At 34.6% G+C, this 19,471-nt stretch carries 18 protein-coding genes; 17 read left to right on the forward strand and 1 reads right to left on the reverse strand.

Annotated features, from left to right (window positions below):
* The first annotated feature begins 141 nt into the window (after positions 1-141).
* The 12 genes from AAYQ19_RS05575 (at position 142) to AAYQ19_RS05630 (ending at position 12,795) form a co-directional block, all read left to right on the forward strand.
* Complete coding sequence (locus AAYQ19_RS05575) at positions 142-1,065, forward strand: SMP-30/gluconolactonase/LRE family protein (protein ID WP_343534767.1); 924 nt, start codon at positions 142-144, stop codon at positions 1,063-1,065.
* A 513-nt stretch (positions 1,066-1,578) separates the two neighbouring features.
* Complete coding sequence (locus tag AAYQ19_RS05580; RefSeq protein ID WP_343534769.1) at positions 1,579-2,172, forward strand: TetR/AcrR family transcriptional regulator; 594 nt, start codon at positions 1,579-1,581, stop codon at positions 2,170-2,172.
* A gap of 318 nt (positions 2,173-2,490) precedes the next feature.
* Positions 2,491-3,633, forward strand: a complete 1,143-nt coding sequence (locus tag AAYQ19_RS05585; protein ID WP_343534771.1) for an efflux RND transporter periplasmic adaptor subunit — start codon at positions 2,491-2,493, stop codon at positions 3,631-3,633.
* An 11-nt stretch (positions 3,634-3,644) separates the two neighbouring features.
* Positions 3,645-6,809, forward strand: a complete 3,165-nt coding sequence (locus AAYQ19_RS05590; RefSeq protein ID WP_343534773.1) for an efflux RND transporter permease subunit — start codon at positions 3,645-3,647, stop codon at positions 6,807-6,809.
* A 329-nt stretch (positions 6,810-7,138) separates the two neighbouring features.
* Positions 7,139-8,557: a TolC family protein gene (locus AAYQ19_RS05595; protein WP_343534775.1), complete on the forward strand. Its 1,419-nt coding sequence runs from the start codon at positions 7,139-7,141 to the stop codon at positions 8,555-8,557.
* 375 nt (positions 8,558-8,932) lie between these two features.
* Positions 8,933-9,538, forward strand: a complete 606-nt coding sequence (locus AAYQ19_RS05600; protein ID WP_343534777.1) for a Crp/Fnr family transcriptional regulator — start codon at positions 8,933-8,935, stop codon at positions 9,536-9,538.
* Positions 9,539-9,609: 71 nt separating this feature from the next.
* Positions 9,610-10,356: a GNAT family N-acetyltransferase gene (locus AAYQ19_RS05605; RefSeq protein ID WP_343534779.1), complete on the forward strand. Its 747-nt coding sequence runs from the start codon at positions 9,610-9,612 to the stop codon at positions 10,354-10,356.
* Between the two features lie 351 nt (positions 10,357-10,707).
* Positions 10,708-11,088, forward strand: a complete 381-nt coding sequence (locus AAYQ19_RS05610; RefSeq protein ID WP_343534781.1) for a DoxX family protein — start codon at positions 10,708-10,710, stop codon at positions 11,086-11,088.
* A 12-nt stretch (positions 11,089-11,100) separates the two neighbouring features.
* Positions 11,101-11,310 (forward strand): hypothetical protein, encoded by a 210-nt coding sequence (locus tag AAYQ19_RS05615; RefSeq protein ID WP_343534783.1) that lies wholly within the window; start codon positions 11,101-11,103, stop codon positions 11,308-11,310.
* Between the two features lie 77 nt (positions 11,311-11,387).
* On the forward strand, positions 11,388-11,762 hold the full coding sequence (locus AAYQ19_RS05620) for a VOC family protein (RefSeq protein WP_343534785.1): 375 nt from the start codon (positions 11,388-11,390) through the stop codon (positions 11,760-11,762).
* Positions 11,763-11,783: 21 nt separating this feature from the next.
* Complete coding sequence (locus AAYQ19_RS05625; protein ID WP_343534787.1) at positions 11,784-12,293, forward strand: DinB family protein; 510 nt, start codon at positions 11,784-11,786, stop codon at positions 12,291-12,293.
* Positions 12,294-12,327: 34 nt separating this feature from the next.
* Positions 12,328-12,795 carry a DUF1440 domain-containing protein gene (locus AAYQ19_RS05630; protein ID WP_343534789.1) on the forward strand — a complete coding sequence of 156 codons (468 nt, stop codon included), beginning with the start codon at positions 12,328-12,330 and terminating at the stop codon, positions 12,793-12,795.
* Between the two features lie 77 nt (positions 12,796-12,872).
* Here AAYQ19_RS05630 and AAYQ19_RS05635 read toward each other — a convergent pair whose 3' ends face one another.
* On the reverse strand, positions 12,873-13,040 hold the full coding sequence (locus AAYQ19_RS05635) for a DUF1328 domain-containing protein (RefSeq protein ID WP_343534791.1): 168 nt from the start codon (positions 13,038-13,040) through the stop codon (positions 12,873-12,875).
* A 256-nt stretch (positions 13,041-13,296) separates the two neighbouring features.
* Between AAYQ19_RS05635 and AAYQ19_RS05640 the strand changes: the two genes are divergently transcribed.
* The 5 genes from AAYQ19_RS05640 (at position 13,297) to AAYQ19_RS05660 (ending at position 19,460) form a co-directional block, all read left to right on the forward strand.
* The gene (locus AAYQ19_RS05640; RefSeq protein ID WP_343534793.1) at positions 13,297-14,376 is read left to right on the forward strand and encodes a glycoside hydrolase family 130 protein; all 1,080 of its coding nucleotides are present in this window, start codon (positions 13,297-13,299) and stop codon (positions 14,374-14,376) included.
* The gene (locus AAYQ19_RS05645; RefSeq protein WP_343534795.1) at positions 14,357-16,627 is read left to right on the forward strand and encodes a glycosyltransferase; all 2,271 of its coding nucleotides are present in this window, start codon (positions 14,357-14,359) and stop codon (positions 16,625-16,627) included. The genes AAYQ19_RS05640 and AAYQ19_RS05645 overlap by 20 nt, the downstream gene beginning before the upstream one ends.
* A gap of 259 nt (positions 16,628-16,886) precedes the next feature.
* Positions 16,887-17,645 carry an MlaE family ABC transporter permease gene (locus tag AAYQ19_RS05650; RefSeq protein ID WP_343534797.1) on the forward strand — a complete coding sequence of 253 codons (759 nt, stop codon included), beginning with the start codon at positions 16,887-16,889 and terminating at the stop codon, positions 17,643-17,645.
* A 1-nt stretch (position 17,646) separates the two neighbouring features.
* The gene (locus AAYQ19_RS05655; protein WP_343534799.1) at positions 17,647-18,426 is read left to right on the forward strand and encodes an ABC transporter ATP-binding protein; all 780 of its coding nucleotides are present in this window, start codon (positions 17,647-17,649) and stop codon (positions 18,424-18,426) included.
* Between the two features lie 203 nt (positions 18,427-18,629).
* On the forward strand, positions 18,630-19,460 hold the full coding sequence (locus tag AAYQ19_RS05660; protein ID WP_343534801.1) for an MlaD family protein: 831 nt from the start codon (positions 18,630-18,632) through the stop codon (positions 19,458-19,460).
* The last annotated feature ends 11 nt before the right edge of the window (positions 19,461-19,471 follow it).

Raw genomic sequence — 19,471 nt, forward strand, 5'->3', positions numbered from 1 at the left:
GCTTCTGCTCCAGAAAAATATTTTAAAATTTCTCCAAAAGAAATTTTTCAAATACGAGCAATTTTAAACCTGATTTTACAGAATATCAGAAATAAAAACTACTTTTAAAAACACTTCAAAAGCAACTTTTAAACCTTTATAATGACCCAATTCAAACTCAAAATAAAACAATACTTTTTATTACTTATTACTTTGACTTTTACAAATTTTATATACGCTCAGACAGCAAAAGAAAAAAGCCATACTGTAATAGCAAAAGGCGCAGTTCTCACAAAACTATCAGATCAATTCAGTTTTACAGAAGGGCCTGCTTCTGACAAGAAAGGAAATATTTATTTTACGGATCAGCCTAATAACAGAATCATGAAATGGTCGGTTAATGGTGAACTTTCTGTTTTTATGGAAAATGCAGGAAGAGCTAATGGTTTGTACTTTGATCACGCAGGTAATCTTTTGGCTTGCGCCGATGAAAAAAATGAGCTTTGGAAAATAGACAAAAACAAAAATTATACTGTCTTACTGAACAACTTCGAAGGAAAAAGACTGAATGGTCCCAATGATCTCTGGGTTGATCCAAAAGGCGGTATCTATTTTACAGATCCTTTCTATAAAAGGGATTACTGGAAACATACTTCCAAAGAAATAGAGAAAGAATGTGTTTACTATTTATCTCCAGATAAATCCAAAATTACAAACGTTGCGAATGATCTTGTAAAACCGAATGGCATCATTGGAACGTCGGATGGAAAAACCTTATACGTAGCAGATATAGCGGCAAATAAAACATATTCTTATACCATCGAAAGCAATGGTTCTTTAGGCAAAAAAACGCTGTTTACCGAATCAGGCTCAGATGGCATGACGATCGATGAGTTCGGAAACATTTACTTATGCGGAAATGGAGTTACGGTATTCAATCCAAAAGGAGAAAAAATAGCCCATATTGATGTTCCTGAACCATGGACGGCGAATGTTTGTTTTGGAGGAAAAAAATTTAAAACATTATTTATTACTGCCAGTAAAAGTGTTTATACATTAGAAATGAACGTCCGTGGAATGAAATAATCAGATAATCGTTCTTATTTCGCTTGTTTATTTTTAATACGATGACAAATTGCATCGCTTATTTTTTTTAGACTGGACTGAAGTCCAGCCCTACAATATGAGGCATTCCTACGGAATTTTTCTTGTTATTAGCACAAAAAAGAGCCTGTGGCTCTACCAATATTGTAGAGCTGGACTTCAGTCCAGTTGACCAGGGATTTTTTTATTTCGTTTCTACAGAAAATTATGAAAATGATACATTCTTGTCTAGCCCCGATCGAAATGATATCCTTTTATGGCGGGGTTCGACATAAAAGATATAATGTAGAGCGGGACAAAAGGTCTAAAAAACGAAAAATTTCTGCTACAAAAAAATATTACCAAAATTAAAACCTCAATTAAATCAATACCTCACGAGTTTTTTCAAAATCATTTATCGCACGATAAGAAAATATTATGATAAAAATATTTTGTAATTCGAAAAACCGCCATACATTTGCCTAACAGTGTTAAACAATTTAATACTTAATCAAAATGGCTAGCAAAGATCGAATTTTAAGACAAAAAGAAGAGACAAGAAATAATATTCTTGGCGCTGCTTATGACATCGTAAAGGAAGACGGCTGGAATGGTTTGAGTATGCGCAAGATTGCTGACAGAATTGAATATACTGCCCCAATTATTTATGAATACTTTTCTAATAAAGATGCTATTTTAACTGAATTGACCGGAAAAGGTTTTATTAAACTAGCAAAAGAATTAGAGAATGCGAAAGCAAAATTTGAAAAACCAGAAGAACAATTAGAAGCCATGTGGATGGCGTATTGGGATTTTGCTTTTACAGATACTGAAATGTACCAAGTAATGTTTGGTGTTCAAATGAATTGCTGTTCGCAAAAATGTTCGCTTTCTGATACGCCTTACATGATGTTTACAGCAGTAATTGCTGAAATCATGAAAGACAGTAATCCGGATCCGGAAATTATTAAACAAAAGTATTTTACTTTCTTTTCAGTAATTCATGGTTTGATTGCGATCAACATCATCAACAGAAATGGAGCTTTAGAAAGTATCAACAATCAAATTTTAAAAGACGCTATTGGCGGTATTATAAAATCAATACAATAAAAAAATTTTCAGTTTCACTTAACAGTGTAAAATAATTTAAGGACAGTTTCAAGATCCTTTTTTTTAGAAACTTAACTTAACACTGTTAGAAAATTTAATTAACGTAATTTCGAGTTTTTTTACTCTTTTACTTAACAGTGATAAATAATTTAATACCGATTCAAAGCAGAATCAAAAACAGCTTAAAAAAGCAAAATTGCGCTCTTTAACTTAACAACGTTAGATAATTTAATCAAATTAATTATGAATCCTGAGAATGTCAGAATGCAAAAGATTTCAAAACAAATGAATGTCCAACAATTTAAAACCAATATGAAAATGAAAAATGTAATTATAACCAGCTTTATTCTGGCATTAGTATTAAGCAGCTGTGCCGATAAAAATCAGGCACCTGCTGCTCCACCTCCACCGGTTTTACCAGTTGCTGCGATAACAAGTGCTAACACAACTACTGACGCTGAATATCCTGCTTCTATACAAGGTACTGTTGACGTTGAAATTCGTCCGCAAGTAAGTGGAAATCTTGAAAGAGTTTATGTTGACGAAGGTGCTTATGTAACAAAAGGTCAAACTTTATTCAAAATAAACGAACGCCCTTTCCGTGAACAATTGAACAATGCTTTAGCAAATCTTCACGCGGCAGAAGCGGCTTTGATAAATGCAAATTTAGAAGTTGACAAATTGACTCCGTTAGTTCAAAACAAAGTAGTTTCAGATTATCAATTGAAAACAGCTAAAGCTTCTCAAAAAATTGCTGCAGCTAATATTGAACAAGCAAAAGCAATGGTAGGTTCTGCTAAAATCAATTTAGGATATACTACTGTAACAGCTCCAGTTAGTGGTTACATCGGAAGATTGCCAAAAAAACAAGGAAGTTTAGTTTCGGCTACTGATGTTGAGCCTTTGACAAATCTTTCTGATGTACACGAAGTTTTTGCTTATTTCTCTCTTGGAGAAACAGATTTCATCAACTTCAAAGCACAATATGCTGGAAGTACTATCGGCGATAAAATTAGAAAATTGCCTCCTGTAACTTTAGTTTTAGCAGATAACAATGCTTATCCTCAAACTGGAAAAATTGATATGGTTGACGGTCAGTTTGACAAAACAACCGGAGCGATTACAGTGAGAGCTACTTTCCCAAATGCAAACGGAATTTTACGTTCTGGAAATACAGGAAGAATCCGTTTAGGTGTGCAACATGACGATGCGATTTTGGTACCACAATCGGCTACAGTTGAAATGCAGGATAAAGTATTTGTATTTACTGTAAGCAAAGACAATAAAGTAAGCAAAATGCCAATCACAATTGCTGGTAAAAGCGGTACAAACTATCTAATCAAAGATGGTGTGAAATCTGGCGACCAAATCGTATTAAGCGGTATTGACAAACTTCAAGAAGGACAGGTTATTCAGCCTGAAAAATCAACGAAAGTTGCCCAAGTAATTAATCAAAAATAATAAAAACGACAATGTTCAAAATATTTATACAACGACCTGTACTAGCGACCGTTATTTCCATTTTATTGGTGATCTTGGGGGTACTTGGTCTAACTAAATTGCCTTTGCAGCAGTTTCCTGATATTGCGCCACCATCGGTTTTGGTAACGGCGGTATATCCTGGAGCAAACGCAGAAACGGTTTTACGTTCAGTTGCTCCTTCTTTAGAAGAATCTATAAATGGTGTAGAAAACATGACTTACATGAGTTCTACCGCGAGTAATGATGGTAGTTTGGCAATTACGGTGTTCTTCAAATTAGGAACAGATGCCGACCAAGCTGCAGTTAACGTTCAAAACAGAGTGGCGCAAGCAACAAGCCAGCTTCCTGCAGAGGTTGTACAACAAGGTGTAATCACAGCGAAACAGCAAAACAGTTTCATCATGGCGATTGGTATGTACACGGAAGATGAATCAAAATACGATCAGACTTTTGTTGCCAATTACGCTCAAATCAATATTATTCCGGAACTGAAACGTATTCCGGGTGTGGGTTCTGCCAGTATTTTTGGTGGTGTAAAAGACTATTCTATGCGTGTTTGGTTGAATCCGACACAAATGTCAACTTACAAAATCACGCCAAGTGAAATCATGAGCGCTATTCAAGACAAAAGTTTGGAAGCGGCTCCTGGTAAATTTGGTGAACGAAGCAAAGAGGTTTTTGAATATGTAATCAAATACAAAGGGAAACTAACCAAACCTGAAGATTATGAAAACATTGCAATACGCTCTAATCCTGATGGTTCTGTTTTACATTTAAAAGATGTTGCGAGAGTTGAACTTGGCGCTTATTCTTATAACAGTTTAACACGTTTAAATGGTAAAAAAGGAGTTGTAATTGGAGTTATTCAGTTAGCAGGTTCTAACTCAAATGATATTCAGATTGCCATCAATAAAATGATGGAAAAAGCATCTAAAGATTTCCCAAAAGGAATAAAACATAATATTTTCTATAGTACAAAAGTATCTCTGGATCAATCTATTGAACAGGTTGAACACACCTTATTAGAAGCTTTTATACTGGTATTTATTGTAGTATTTATTTTCCTTCAGGATTTCAGATCAACATTAATCCCGGCTATTGCTGTACCTGTAGCAATTTTAGGAACGTTCTTCTTCATGCAGTTATTCGGATTCTCGATCAACCTTCTTACACTTTTCGCTTTAATCTTAGCGATTGGTATTGTGGTGGATGACGCGATTGTCGTCGTAGAGGCCGTGCATGCGAAAATGGAGCACAAACATTTGTCTCCAAAAATCGCCACACATGAAGCAATGCACGAAATAACGGGTGCTATTATCTCGATTACGCTGGTAATGGCTGCTGTATTCCTGCCGGTTGGTTTTATGGAAGGCTCAACAGGGGTTTTCTATCGTCAGTTTGCCTTTACTATGGCAATTGCAATTGTAATTTCGGCTGTAAATGCCTTGACATTGTCTCCAGCACTTGCTGCATTATTCTTAAAAGATAATCACGGTGCTCACGATGCAAATGCGCCTTATGCTAAAAAAGGATTTAAAGAGAAATTCTTTACCGCTTTCAACAGCAGTTTTGAATCATTGACGAATCGTTATGTAGGCGGAATCAAATTCTTAATCAGAAAAAAATGGTTGAGTTTAGGTGGATTAGCGGCAATTACAATCGCAACTGTTTTATTAGTAAAAACAACTCCTGCTGGATTTATTCCAACAGAAGATCAAGGATTTATCGCAATTGCAGTAAACACGCCATCTGGAACATCGCTTGACGGAACGCAGAAAGTAATGACTGAAGCAGAAAATACGTTAAGAGGTTTGGATGCATCACGATTTGTAACCGCTATTTCTGGTTTCAACTTATTGACCAATTCGACTAGTCCATCTTCAGCAGTTGTTTTCGTATTGCTTAAACCAAATGAAGACCGAGGCGAAGTGAAAAACATCGAGGACATCATGAATCAAGTTCGTGGTAAATTGGGTTCAATTTCTGGCGGAAGTTTCTTCGTGTTCAGTTTCCCAACGGTTCCTGGATTTAGCAACGTTGAAGCTTTAGATTTAGTGCTTCAAGATAAAACGGGAGGAAAATTGGATAAGTTCAGTGGTATTTCTCAAAACTTCATTGGAGAACTAATGAAACGTCCAGAAATCGCTGTAGCCTTTACCAGTTTCAAAGCTGATTATCCTCAATTGCAATTGGATATCAATGATGAAAAAGCAAATCAGTTGGGCGTAAATGTAAAAGACATTTTACAAACCATGCAGACTTATTTTGGTAGTGCACAAGCTTCTGATTTTAACCGATTCGGAAAATATTACCGAGTTGTAGTTCAAGCTGATATTGCTGACAGAGCTGATCCATCATCAATTGATCGTGTTTTTGTAAAAAATAAAACAGGCGAAATGGTGCCAATAAACACTTTAGTAAAATTGACTCGTGTTTATGGTTCAGAAACCGCTTCGCGATACAACTTGTTCAACTCAATTTCGATTAATGCGATTCCAAAACCTGGATTTAGTTCTGGAGACGCCATTAAAGCAATTGAAGAAGTTGCAGCACAACAATTGCCTGCAGGCTACGGATATGAATTTTCAGGACAGACTCGTGAAGAGATTTCTTCTGGAGGACAATCGGCTACGATTTTCTTACTGTGTTTGATATTCGTCTATTTCTTACTTGCCGCACAGTATGAAAGTTACATTTTGCCATTGGCTGTAATCTTATCAATTCCTGCAGGTATATTTGGAGTATTTGTGGCAATCGGCTTGACCGGAATTGAAAACAACATTTACGTTCAAGTTGCACTTGTCATGCTGATTGGGCTTCTCGCCAAAAATGCCATTTTGATTGTGGAATTTGCGGTGCAAAAACGAAAATCAGGACAAGCTTTAGTTAGAGCATCAATTGATGCCGCAAAATTACGTTTGCGACCAATTATCATGACTTCCCTAGCCTTTGTGGTTGGTTTAGTGCCAATGATGAGTGCCAAAGGACCATCGGCTCAAGGAAATCACTCGATCAGTATTGGAGCGGCGGGCGGAATGCTTTCTGGAGTAATTCTAGGATTATTTATAATTCCGGTATTATTCATAGTATTCCAACATTTACAAGAAAAAGTTACTGGAAAACCAGTAGCAGTAATTCATAACGAAGAAAAATAAAAATGGAAAACTATATAACGACAATCTTGGTGACCGTAATTATCGGCATCGCTTATATATCGTACAGAATCTCAAAAGATCTTGAAACTCGAAAAGATACTTGTACAGAAATTTAATCCTTTAAGTGAATTTAAACAATGATATTTTAACACATAGAAACATAGATTTTATTTCTTTAAAAAGTAAAAGGAGAATGAAAGAAACAAGTTTCCACACATAGAACTATGTGCATTTAAATTAGAGAAACGCCTTTTTAAGCCTTCAAAAAACTATGATTCTATGTGTTTAAATAACACACCCAACGGATAAAGAAATCTAATAAAAAAACAATGAAAAATCATATAACCAAAATCGTGGTCTTCGCCATTCTGATCACGACCTTAATATCCTGTAAGGTATCAAAGGATATTGAAACACCAAAAGATGCATTTCCTGAGAATTTCAGGAATGCAGCTGTTTCAAAAGATACGGCAAGTATCGGCGATTTGGAGTGGAAAAACTTTTATACTGAAAAAGATATTGTGCAACTAATTGACAGCGCAATCGCCAGAAACAATGATTTGCAAATTGCTGAAAAAAACATCGAAATTGCACAATACCGTTTCACGCAGTCAAAATGGGGAAATGTGCCTCAGGTTAACTTAGGTATAAATGCAAGTTCAAGCAATCCGTCGGACAATAGTTTTACTGGAATGAATTTGAATCAGGCTTTGGGCCAAAAACATATTGACGATTTCTCTGCTGGAGCAACACTTTCCTGGGAAGCTGATATTTGGGGAAAAATCAAAAACCAGAAAAAAGGTGCTTTTGCAGCCTATCTTCAATCTGAAGAAGTAAAAAAAGCTTTGCAAACAAATATTGTTGCCAATGTTTCAAGAGGCTATTACAATCTTTTGATGCTGGACGCGCAACTTGATATTGCAAGACAAAATGTGAAACTGAATGATAGCACAACCAACATCATCAAACTGAAATATGATGCTGGACAAACTACTTCATTGGCCATTCAGCAATCAGAAGCACAGAAATTAAATTCAGAGCAACTGATTCCGTTATTGGAACAAAATATTGCCATACAGGAAAATGCATTGAGTGTTTTGACAGGTTCATTTCCTTCTTCAAAACAAAGAACTGCTTTGTTGAATTCAGTTGCAATTAAAAATGATAACAGTGTTGGAATTCCTGCTTCATTAGTAGGCAGAAGACCTGATGTTAAAAGCGCCGAATTGACTTTAAAAATCGCTAACGCTAATGTCGGAATCACAAAAGCCGATTTATATCCAACATTGAGAATTACCGCTCAAGGTGGTGTAAACTCTTTTGAAACCAGCACTTGGTTCAATATTCCAGCTTCGCTTTTTGGAACTGTAGCAGGAGGTTTGACACAGCCTTTATTGAACAATAAAAGATTAAAAACACAATATAATATCGCTGTTGCAGAAAGAGAAAAAGCAGTTATCAATTTCAGACAATCGGTTTTGATTGCGGTGAGTGAAGTTGCTGATGCTTTGGTTGTAACTGAGAAATTACAACAACAAGAAACTTTCTTGCAGCAAAAAGTAAAAACATTGCAACAAGCTATTAAAAATGCCAATCTGCTTTTCAAAAACGGAATGGCTGAATATCTTGAAGTTTTAACCGCTCAAGCGAATTTATTACAAAGCGAATTAGAATTAGCAGACATAAAAAGACAACAACTAACAGCCAACACAGAATTGTATCGCGCACTCGGCGGAGGCTGGAAATAAAATACCCGTTACCCGTTAATTATTTATTTTTTGAGATGAAAACGCTGTGAGACTTTTAGTTTCATGGCGTTTTTTTATTGCCACTAAGACGCTAAGACACAAAGTTTTTTTCTCTCTCGCAGATTTCACAGATTCAGCAGATTTATTCTCATTTTTTGTCCTCCTGAGCGAAGTCGAAGGATCGCAGATTTATTCTCATTTTTGTCATCCCGAGGAACGAGGGATCTTCGCAAGTAGCTCTACAAAGATTGGCTTCCTATTACGGAGCTACTTGCGAAGATTTCTCCTTCGTCGAAATGACAACTTTGAGCTTATTTCTTTATTTTTGAATAAAAACTTTGCGCCCTAGCGCCTTCGTAGCAAAACTCACAAAAAATGACTTTCAATAAAGAAACCTACCTCAACAATCTGAAACTATATTTCGAGAGTTATGCTCCTATTTCTGAAAAGTCATGGAAATTGCTTGAAAACCTGACACATTTCCAGACCATCAAAAAGGGAGAAATAGTATTAGAAAACGGGGAAATCTGTAAAAATCTTTACTTTATTGCAAAAGGAATTCTGCGAACTTTTATTACTGACGAACAAGGAAATTTCTATAACAAAAATCTTTTTTTCGAAAACAAATTGGCATGCTCTAAAGTTTCATCAATGTTGCAAACGCCTTCCAGTTTTACGATTGAAGCTTTAGAAGATTGTATTTTAATCAGTCTTGATTACCAAAAATATATCAAAGTGATTCATGAAAATGATGATCTTAAAACCTTTTATATTGCTTATTTGGAAAAAAACTGGATTATCGAAAAAGAACAAAAAGAGATTGCTCTGGTTATGCAAAATGCAACTGAACGATATTTAAGTTTACTGGAGAAAAATCCAACTATTGCAGATCGCATTCCGTTGTTGCATATAGCATCGCATTTAGGCATTACGCCAACGCAATTAAGCCGAATCAGAAAAAGTCTTGAAAAAGATATGTAAATCAACATATGTAAAGGTTTTCTAAGAAAGCTAATTTTATCTTTGCTCTAGATTTAAATTCTACGCACAAAATGAAAAATGCAAACCTCATTAAAGATAATATTGACAATCTTACCGAACTTTGGAAAACCGTTGCAACTCCTCTCCTTTCTTATCATAAAATTGATCCGTTTCAATTCAGCCAAATAAAAAACTCAGGCTGGCCAAACCGATTGTGGTTCCGCGAAGATATTACCGAAGATAATCTGCCTCAGATTCTTGAAATTATAGAAAAGAATCCTGGATTGATAATTCCGTATTGGGATATTTTTGGAAGCAATTCAAATGAAATCTTCGAGAAAAACGGATTTCAAATAAGAGTCCAATTGGTAGCAATGGCTTTGAAACTTAGTGAAAAATTTCCTGTTCAAAACAATCTAACTTTTAAAAGAGTTTTAAATGAACAAGATGCCAAGACTTGGTCTGATATTTATCCGCTATCTTTTAGTTATGTAGTCAGTAAAGAAACACTGGTTCATAATTATGAAAACAGTAAATTTTATTTGGTTCATTTTGAAGGAAAGCCAATCGGAACGCTAAATCTTTTTCAAACCGGAAAAACTATGGGAATTCATGGCGTTGGCGTAATTCCGGAAATGCGCAAAAAAGGTTTTGCCGAAGAAATCATGAAATTTGCCCTCAACGAAGCTATTGATGCTGATTGCGAATATGCACAATTACAGGCTTCGGCATTAGGAAAAGGTATTTATACCAGATTAGGTTTTGAGGATTTGTTTGTGATTACGAATTACTTTTTAGATTCTAATTCCAAACTATAAAATTCCAAATTCCAACTTTACCGTCTCGATTTATCCTCCCGAGCGAAGTCGAAGTATCGCATGCTGAATCCACGTGGTATGTCCTCACTTTACGTGTCCTTCGACTTCGCTCAGGAAGACAAATCTTTTTCGAGCAACTTGTGGAGATCCTTCCTCGTCAGGATGACAAACTGCATGTGTAACACAGTATAATACACAATATACAACACACAATTCATAATTCATAATTCATAATTCAAAACCAGTTTGTCGCAAATGCCCCTAAAATAGTCGTAAATGTGTATTTCGTAAAAAAATAAGTTTAGTAAGTTTGTAAGACATTAACTAATAACTATTTAAAAACAAAGCCACATGAAAAAAGCAAAGATTATTTTTTGGACAACGACAATTCTAATTTTCTTATTTGAAGGTGTTATGCCCGCACTTACTTCACAAACAGAATTAGCAAAAGAAGGAATCAGACACTTAGGATATCCTGAGTATTTTGGAAATGCATTAGTTGTTTTCAAAATATTAGGCGTTTTAGCATTAGTGATTCCACAAGTTCCTAAAAATGTAAAAGAATGGGCTTACGCTGGATTTGGATTTGATTTCATCTTTGCTTCAATCAGTCATTTTGCAGTTGACGGAATGAATTTTCAAAGTTTCTTCCCGTTGATCATTTTATTGATTTTAGCAACTTCATATATCTATTACCATAAAATCGAACGCTATAAAAATATAGCCTTATAACCTTTTGGCGTGATGATAGAGGTTTTCAAAACAAATGTTCAAGAAGTCGAACAATCTCATTTGATTGTAGGGAAGCTTCTTGAACATTTCCCAAACAGCATTATCAATTTTGATCTTGAAGACTGTGATAAAATTCTTCGTATTCATGCAACTTCAGTATGTAACAATAGCGTGATCGAACTTTTAAACTCGTGTGGTTATCACTGCGAAGTGCTTTTATAAAACCACAATTTATTGATTTACAATTTATTAAAAAATAAATCGTAATTTTAGAATATTGAATTTTAAATCACATAAAAATGAATATTCCAGCAGAACATCAAACGATAATGCCGTATCTGATTTTACAAGGGGCTTCAAAATTTATCGATTTTACAAAAAAAGTTTTTGGAGCAACTGAAACAAATACAAAATCATTTCGCGAGGACGGAACCATTATGCATGCTGAAATTACCCTAAACGGAAGCACGATAATGATTACCGATGAAATAACAGATTGGGCTAAACAAACGGCAAACTTATTTGTTTATGTTCCAAATGCTGACGAAACGTATCAAAAGGCATTAGAAAATGGCGCCAGTTCACTGATGGAATTAAGCAATCAAGATTATGGCCGAACTTGTGGCATAACAGATCCCTTTGGAAATGTCTGGTGGATTACTTCCGTAATTTGATAAACTTCAAAAATCAATAATATGAAAACCGAAGTCCAAAAAAATATTGCTGAAACTTTCAAAAAATTAAATGAAACACTTGCTTCTTTTTCTGAAGAAGAATTAAATACAGTTCCTTATAAAGACAGCTGGACGGCGGGACAAACTGCACAGCATATCATTCTGGCCTGCTCAGGCTATCCCGAATTGTTTGCGGGAAAAACGGAAAAAACAATTCGAAAATATCAGGAATTTGTCCCGCAACTAGAAGGCCTTTTTTTAAATTTTAGTATAAAAATGGATTCTCCAGATTTCCTAAAACCTGAAAATAAGGAGTATAACAAAAATTCGTTAACTTTAGCACTTCTGAGTATCGAATCTGATTTGCTTACTGCAACTGAAAATTATGATCTAACCTTAACCTGTCAGGATTTTCAGGTTCCAGGTTTTGATAAATTCACCATTTATGAGTGGATCAATTTTGCTCTCGTTCATACCCAAAGGCATACACATCAATTAAACTCAATTTACAAAATGCTGACCAAAATATAATTTAAAGCTTCAAATCAACCAAAAACAGATCTATATGAAATCAAAAAGCGGAGCCATTTTTATTACAGGATTAATTGCGGGAACTCTAGACCTTGTTACTGCAATTGTAGTTTATGCTGGAATTCTCGACAAAACTACAGGAATCAAAATTTTACAATCAATCGCTAGCGGAATCTTTAAAAAAGAAGCCTATTCTGGAGGTTCACAAATGGCTCTATACGGAGTTTTATTGCACTATTTTATAGCTTTTACTTTTACATGGTTTTACTATACTGTGTATCCTTACTTTTCATTTTTGAAAAAAAATACACTTGCATCCGGAATTGTTTATGGCATTTTTGTTTGGATTATCATGAATCTAGTAGTGCTTCCAGTTGTATTTCCTGTTTTGCCAGAAAAACATTTAGATTTTCCTTTGTTCCTATCAATCATAATTATAATATGCTGTATCGGGACTCCAATTGCCTTCCTGCACAAAAAATATCTATCATTACGACAATAATTTAATATCAATTGAAATAAAAAAAAGCGAAACCAAAGAACTTTGATTTCGCTTTTTTTTATTTTTAAAGAACACTCTTAACGTGCAACTTTTATCTTTCCAATTATTACTGTTATATAAGTCAAAATTATAAATATCACGAAAAAAGCCTTTCCAATAAAAGAGCCATCATTTCCAATTTCTCCAAAACCTAATATTCCAGCGATCAGGGCTAGAATAATAAACGTAATAGTCCAATGTGTCATACTGCATTTTTTAATCGTTAATAAAATCTCATTTTTTAACCTTGCCAAATATCGTTTCCTAATGTAAATTTAATTGACTCTAAAAATTATTTTTATAGCACAATAGATTAAAAATTGAACTCGTATGTTAATTTTTAGAATTCATTTTTTACTCTTACAAAATTCCCATGCTAACGTTATTGAGTTAATTTTTTGATCGATTGGATTAATCGTCGCTTTATTCCTAAAGTAATTTTAGATAAAATTTTTTAGCATTATGGAAATAGCGTCAGCTCAGGGTATAACAGCCACAAAACATGGAATTATTTTAGAAAAAACAGAGCGTACTTTTGAAGAATTGGGTGTTTTAAATCCGGCAATTTATCAAGATGGAAATACAGTCCATATGTTTTATCGAGCTGCAAAAAAAGGAAATTTTTCAACTATAGGATATTGCCGATTTGAAGGACCAAAAACTGTAGTCGAACGACGAACTGAGCCCATTTTTGTTCCGGATTATATTTATGAAATTCATGGTGTTGAAGACCCAAGAATTACAAAAATTGACGATATTTTCTATATGACGTATGTTGCGTATGATGGTATAAACGCCTGTGGAGCTTTGGCAACCTCAAAAGATTTAATTTCATTTAAAAAGAAAGGCATTATAACTCCAAAATTTATATTAAATGAATTTACAAACCTGATTCGCAAACACTTACAAATACCAAGTATCGCAAGGATTTTGGCTTTCAACACGGAAAGAAATTATCCTTTGACGGAAACTATCAAAGAAAATTTATTTGTTTGGGATAAAAATGTAGTTCTTTTTCCTAAAAAAATTGACGGAAAATTCATAGCTTTACATAGATTGTTTCCTTCAATTCAAATTGTCTCTTTTGAAAAAAAAAGCGAGCTAACTGTTGAATTCTGGAAGGATTACATCAAAGACTTGCCAAACCATATTATTCTGGAACCGAAATTTGACCATGAAACCAGTCATATAGGTCCAGGTGCCCCACCAATTGAAACCAAAGATGGATGGCTCTTGATTTATCATGCCGCCGAAAAACGTGAAAAAGGCTTAGTATATCATGCCGCAGCCGCTTTATTGGATCTTAATAATCCAGCAAAAGTATTGGCAAGATTATCAAGACCAATTATCACACCATCTGAGTATTATGAACGACACGGTTATGTAAATTATGTGGTTTTTCCAACCGGAACGGCCTTATTTGATGACCAACTTTATATTTATTACGGTGCCGCCGATGACAAAATTGCGGTGGCCTCACTGAACTTGAACGACTTATTAACTGAATTAAAACAGAATCCCCATGAAGACGATAGCAAATAAATCGAAAATAGTTTTTCTTTCCACGTTTCCTCCAACACAATGCGGAATAGCAACTTACACACAAGATACCATTACAGGAATTACCAATGTTTTTGGCAAATCAATTACTTGTGAAATTTGCGAATTGGTTGACAAACCAAAAGAAAATCCTACCCAAGCCTATACTTTAAATACTAAAAACAGAGAAGAATATGCTCAAGTAGCGGAGGAAATCAATAGAGATCAAAACGTAAAATTAGTTCATATTCAACATGAATTTGGTTTATTTGGTGGTAATTATGGAGATCATTTACTTGATTTTTTAAATGCAATAAAAAAACCTGTAACCTTTACTTTTCACAGTGTTATTCCAAATCCAAACAACGAATTAAAAACATTTGTAAAATTGCTTCTGAGTTACAGCAATTCGGTTTTTGTAATGACAAACAAATCAAGAGAAATTCTGATGAACGATTACGATATCAAAGAAGAAGTAATCACTACAATGCATCACGGAACTCATATCGTGGTTTATGAAACGCCTTATCAAGCAAAAGCAAAATACAATATTCAGGATCGATTAGTATTATCCACTTTTGGTCTTTTAGGTGAAGGAAAAAATATTGAAACTGGTTTACATGCCTTGGCTAAAATTATTGAAAAAGAACCAAATGTTCTCTATTTAATAATTGGCAGAACACATCCAAATTTAATTATTGATGGTGTTGACGCGTATCGAGATAAATTAGAATCTCTTGTGAAAGAACTGAAATTGGAAAATAATGTTCGATTTATAAATGAATATCTGGATACAAATGAGCTTTTAGATTATTTAAAAGCGACAGATATTTATTTATTCACCTCAAAAGATCCTAATCAGGCTGTTAGCGGCACATTCTCTTATGCCATGAGTTGCGCTTGTCCAATGGTAGCATCAAAAATCCCACACACTTTGGAAGTATTATCTCCTGAATTAGGAATTTTAGTTGATATTGGAAATGTAGATCAATTTGCAGAAGCGACTTTAAAATTAATTTCCGACGAAGATTTAAGACATGAAATGGGAATTCAGGCTTTTTCAAAAACCAGAGCTTTTTCATGGGAAAATTGCGCTATTACGCACATGAACACGTATAAAAAATTGTTTCAAAATGCGCCAGAAATTAAATTCAGCTATCCAGATATTCAGTTGAAACATATCAAAAAATTAACCACGGATTTGGGCATCATCCAGTTCAGCAAAATCTCAATTCCAGATTTAGAATCGGGTTATACTTTAGATGATAATGCGCGTGCCTTGATTACTTTTTGCATGCATTATCAATTAACACAGGATAAAGCAGATTTGCCATACATCTTAATTTATTTGGACTTTATAGAAAGATGTCAGAAACCAAACGGCAGTTTCATTAATTATGTCGATCAGGAAAATCGAGAACATATCGAACAAAATGCCGAAGTAAATTTAGAAGATTCAAATGCGAGAGCGATTTGGGCTTTAGGAATTGTGATTTCTAATTCTAATATTCTACCAGAAAACATTTCTAAAAAAGCAGAAAAATGTTTGTTGAATTCTTTGAAATGGGCTGAAAACATTCAATCGCCTCGTTCAATCGGTTTTGCAACAAAAGGCTTGTATCACTATCATAATGCTGTTCCTAATTTATATGTGGCGGCCATTATCAATAAATTAAATGCAAAATTGCTTGCCAATTATGAAGATCACGCTTCGGAAAACTGGCAATGGTTTGAAAATTATTTGACTTACGCAAACGGAATTTTGCCAGAATCGATGCTTTACGCGTATCTGATTACCAACAAACCAGTTTACAAAAAAGTAGCAATGGATTCTTTAGATTTTTTAATGTCAAAAATGTTTGTCGACAAAGAATTCAAAGTAATTTCGAATCAAGGATGGCTTCAAAAAAATGCAGTTCCGAGACAATATGGTGAACAACCAATTGATGTTTCATACACTATTCAGACTTTAAATGCTTTTTACAACGCATTCCAAATTCCGGAATACAAACACAAAATGAAAGCCGCTTTTAATTGGTTTTTAGGAAAAAATCATTTGGGCCAAATCATGTACAATCCAATAAGCGGTGGCGGTTACGACGGACTTGAAAAAGAAAATGTAAACCTCAACCAAGGTGCAGAATCTACGATTTGTTTCTTAACGGCGCGCTTATTAATGGAAAATTTTGTTCATGCAGAAACCAAAGTAATTCCGTTAATGAAAACCCGAAGAGGCATTGCAATAAACTCTTAAATACAGCATAGCTGACCAAAATTCAATTTAACCCTTGAAATCCCTTTCTAAATGAAAGGGATTTTTTGTTTGTGGGAAATTCAAAACGCCACAACAAGCCATTTATTGCTTTGAATGAAAATTATATAAGCTTCCAAAAAAGTTCTGTAAAAGATTTTAACAAGTATTAAGGTAACTTTCATCTATAATTTAGAAAAGCAATATAAAACTGTTAAAAAACTGATTTGCAAGGAATTTTACAACTTTAAAAGACATTATTTTGATCCTCACCTTAAAAAATACATTCTCACAAATTGGCAGTGCAACTCTCTTTGCATCCCGATTTTTTAAGGAACTTTTAATTCCTCCATACGAAGGAAAAGAGTTCTTGAGACAATGTTATGTCATTGGTTACAAATCGTTCCCGCTGGTGGCTATAACGGGGTTTATTATGGGCTTGGTTTTAACCATTCAGTCGCGCCCAACACTCGTGACTTTTGGTGCCGAAAGCTGGCTTCCGGGAATGGTCGCACTTTCGTTGATTCGTGAAATTGCTCCTGTAATCACAGCTTTGATTTGCGCTGGAAAAATTTCATCTGGAATTGGCGCTGAACTTGGCTCAATGAAAGTAACGGAACAAATTGATGCAATGGAGGTCTCAGCCATAAATCCGTATAAATATTTGGTTGTAACCCGAATTTTAGCTTGCACTTTAATGGTGCCCATATTAGTCTTTTTTGCTGATGCAATTGGAATCTTGGGAGGTTATGCCGGAATCAATATTCACGGTCATGTGAACTTTTTTCGGTATTTAAATCAAATTATTCAGTCATTAGAATTTTTGGATGTCATTCCAGCAACCATTAAAACTTTCTTTTTTGGTTTTTTTATCGGAATGATAGGCTGTTTTAAAGGATTTAATGCTTCAAACGGAACAGAAAGTGTCGGTCGCGCCGCAAACTCGGCCGTAGTTACCGCTTCTCTAAGCATATTCATTATTGATATGGTCGCAGTACAGATAACCGATTTATTTTTTTAAGATGATTAAAGAGAAGAAAAATACCGACCCAAAATCAAAAGAGAAAAAGCAGGTTCCAATTATTGAAATCAAGAATCTGCACAAAACTTTTGGCAAAGACAATGAAGTCTTGAAAGGCCTAAGTCTGACTGTTAACAAAGGCGAAGATTTGGTCATTTTAGGGCGATCTGGTTCTGGAAAATCGGTTACAATAAAATGTATCGTCGGCTTAATTGATCCTGATGAAGGCGAAATAAAAGTCTTTGATGAAAATGTACTGAATCTCAGTAAAAGTGAACTTAATAAAATAAGAGTCAAAATTGGCTTTTTGTTCCAAAGTGCCGCTTTATACGATTCAATGTCCGTTAGAGAAAATCTAGCCTTTACACTAGCGGCACACAAAAGAGATTTAAGCGCAGATGAAATCGAGAATGAAGTTATGGAAGCGCTTGAAAATGTTGGCTTAAGTGAAGCTATTGATAAAATGCCCGCAGAATTATCTGGCGGAATGCGAAAAAGGATTGGTTTGGCAAGAACACTGATTTTAAAACCCGAAATCATTTTGTATGACGAACCCACAACGGGATTGGATACCATTACATCAAGAGAAATAAGTGAATTGATTTTGGATATCAAACACAAACAAAAAACCTCATCGATCATTATTACGCACGATATGGCTTGCGCCAAAATGACTGCAGATCGAATTATGGTTTTGAAAGATGGCGTCATTCATGCCGAAGGAACCTATGAAGAATTAGAAAAAAATGAAGACGAATGGGTACGCTCATTTTTTGAATAAAGCAAAGCTTAAAAAAAAATATTTAACACATAGAAACATAGATTATTTTTTGCTTTTGAGAATATAAAAAGAAACAAGTTTCCACACATAGCTATGTGAATTTAAATAAGTAAAACGCCTTATTTCAAGTTTCAAACCTATGATCCTATGTTGAAAACTTAAAGCAAAGCCTAATTAGTTAAGCAAAATAAATTGTAGAAATCATGGAAAAGGAATCTGGATATACTTGGAAATTAGGAATGTTTGTATCAGTTGGACTGCTGCTTTTCATTATGGCCATTTATTTTATTGGAAAACAAAAAAACCTATTTGGTCAAACTTTTCACATTTCATCAAAATTTAAAACTGTAAGCGGTTTAGAAGTGGGAAATAATGTTCGTTTTTCTGGAATCAATATTGGAACTGTCGAAGAAATCAGGATCATTAATGATTCATCGGTAATTGTTTCGATGGTCATCAAAGATGAAGTCCGCAAATTCATAAAAACCGATGCACGTGCCGGCATTGGCTCAGATGGATTAATGGGCGACAAAGTTTTAACGATTTCTCCAGGAGTCAAATCGCAAAAAATAGTTGAAGACAATGGCGTTATTGCATCAATTGATGGAATTGAAATGAACGACATCATGAAAAGTGTCAAAAAAAGTGTGGATAATGTGGGGGTAATTTCTGAAGAACTGGCCATTTTCAGCCACAGCATGAATAATGGAAATGGAGCTTTGGCACGATTAGTCCGTGATGATAAAATGGCAAACAGCGTTTCGAATACACTTTCAAATTTAGAATCTGGTACAAAAGGTTTCAGCGAAAATATGGAAGCTGCAAAAAGCAACTTTCTTTTTAGAGGCTACTTCAAGAAAAAAGAGAAAGAAAAAGAGAAAAAGCAGGAAGAGCTAAAAGAGAAAAAAGAAGACGAAAAAGCGGCTAAAGAAAAAGAAGCCAAGGCCAAAGAAGAAAAAGCTAAAGAAGAGAAAGAAAAACAGGACAAACAAAAAGCCGAAGACGCAAAAAAAGAACCTGAAAAAAAACAATAAAAAATTCTACG

The sequence above is a fragment of the Flavobacterium mesophilum genome (assembly GCF_039581405.1).
Taxonomy (GTDB): domain Bacteria; phylum Bacteroidota; class Bacteroidia; order Flavobacteriales; family Flavobacteriaceae; genus Flavobacterium.

Excerpts from the sequence above, each read along its gene's own strand:
- AAYQ19_RS05575 (WP_343534767.1), top strand. The coding sequence starts at position 142 with ATGACCCAATTCAAACTCAAAATAAAACAATACTTTTTATTACTTATT.
- AAYQ19_RS05580 (WP_343534769.1), top strand. The coding sequence starts at position 1,579 with ATGGCTAGCAAAGATCGAATTTTAAGACAAAAAGAAGAGACAAGAAAT.
- AAYQ19_RS05585 (WP_343534771.1), top strand. The coding sequence starts at position 2,491 with ATGAAAAATGTAATTATAACCAGCTTTATTCTGGCATTAGTATTAAGC.
- AAYQ19_RS05590 (WP_343534773.1), top strand. The coding sequence starts at position 3,645 with ATGTTCAAAATATTTATACAACGACCTGTACTAGCGACCGTTATTTCC.
- AAYQ19_RS05595 (WP_343534775.1), top strand. The coding sequence starts at position 7,139 with ATGAAAAATCATATAACCAAAATCGTGGTCTTCGCCATTCTGATCACG.
- AAYQ19_RS05600 (WP_343534777.1), top strand. The coding sequence starts at position 8,933 with ATGACTTTCAATAAAGAAACCTACCTCAACAATCTGAAACTATATTTC.
- AAYQ19_RS05605 (WP_343534779.1), top strand. The coding sequence starts at position 9,610 with ATGAAAAATGCAAACCTCATTAAAGATAATATTGACAATCTTACCGAA.
- AAYQ19_RS05610 (WP_343534781.1), top strand. The coding sequence starts at position 10,708 with ATGAAAAAAGCAAAGATTATTTTTTGGACAACGACAATTCTAATTTTC.
- AAYQ19_RS05615 (WP_343534783.1), top strand. The coding sequence starts at position 11,101 with ATGATAGAGGTTTTCAAAACAAATGTTCAAGAAGTCGAACAATCTCAT.
- AAYQ19_RS05620 (WP_343534785.1), top strand. The coding sequence starts at position 11,388 with ATGAATATTCCAGCAGAACATCAAACGATAATGCCGTATCTGATTTTA.
- AAYQ19_RS05625 (WP_343534787.1), top strand. The coding sequence starts at position 11,784 with ATGAAAACCGAAGTCCAAAAAAATATTGCTGAAACTTTCAAAAAATTA.
- AAYQ19_RS05630 (WP_343534789.1), top strand. The coding sequence starts at position 12,328 with ATGAAATCAAAAAGCGGAGCCATTTTTATTACAGGATTAATTGCGGGA.
- AAYQ19_RS05635 (WP_343534791.1), bottom strand. The coding sequence starts at position 13,040 with ATGACACATTGGACTATTACGTTTATTATTCTAGCCCTGATCGCTGGA.
- AAYQ19_RS05640 (WP_343534793.1), top strand. The coding sequence starts at position 13,297 with ATGGAAATAGCGTCAGCTCAGGGTATAACAGCCACAAAACATGGAATT.
- AAYQ19_RS05645 (WP_343534795.1), top strand. The coding sequence starts at position 14,357 with ATGAAGACGATAGCAAATAAATCGAAAATAGTTTTTCTTTCCACGTTT.
- AAYQ19_RS05655 (WP_343534799.1), top strand. The coding sequence starts at position 17,647 with ATGATTAAAGAGAAGAAAAATACCGACCCAAAATCAAAAGAGAAAAAG.
- AAYQ19_RS05660 (WP_343534801.1), top strand. The coding sequence starts at position 18,630 with ATGGAAAAGGAATCTGGATATACTTGGAAATTAGGAATGTTTGTATCA.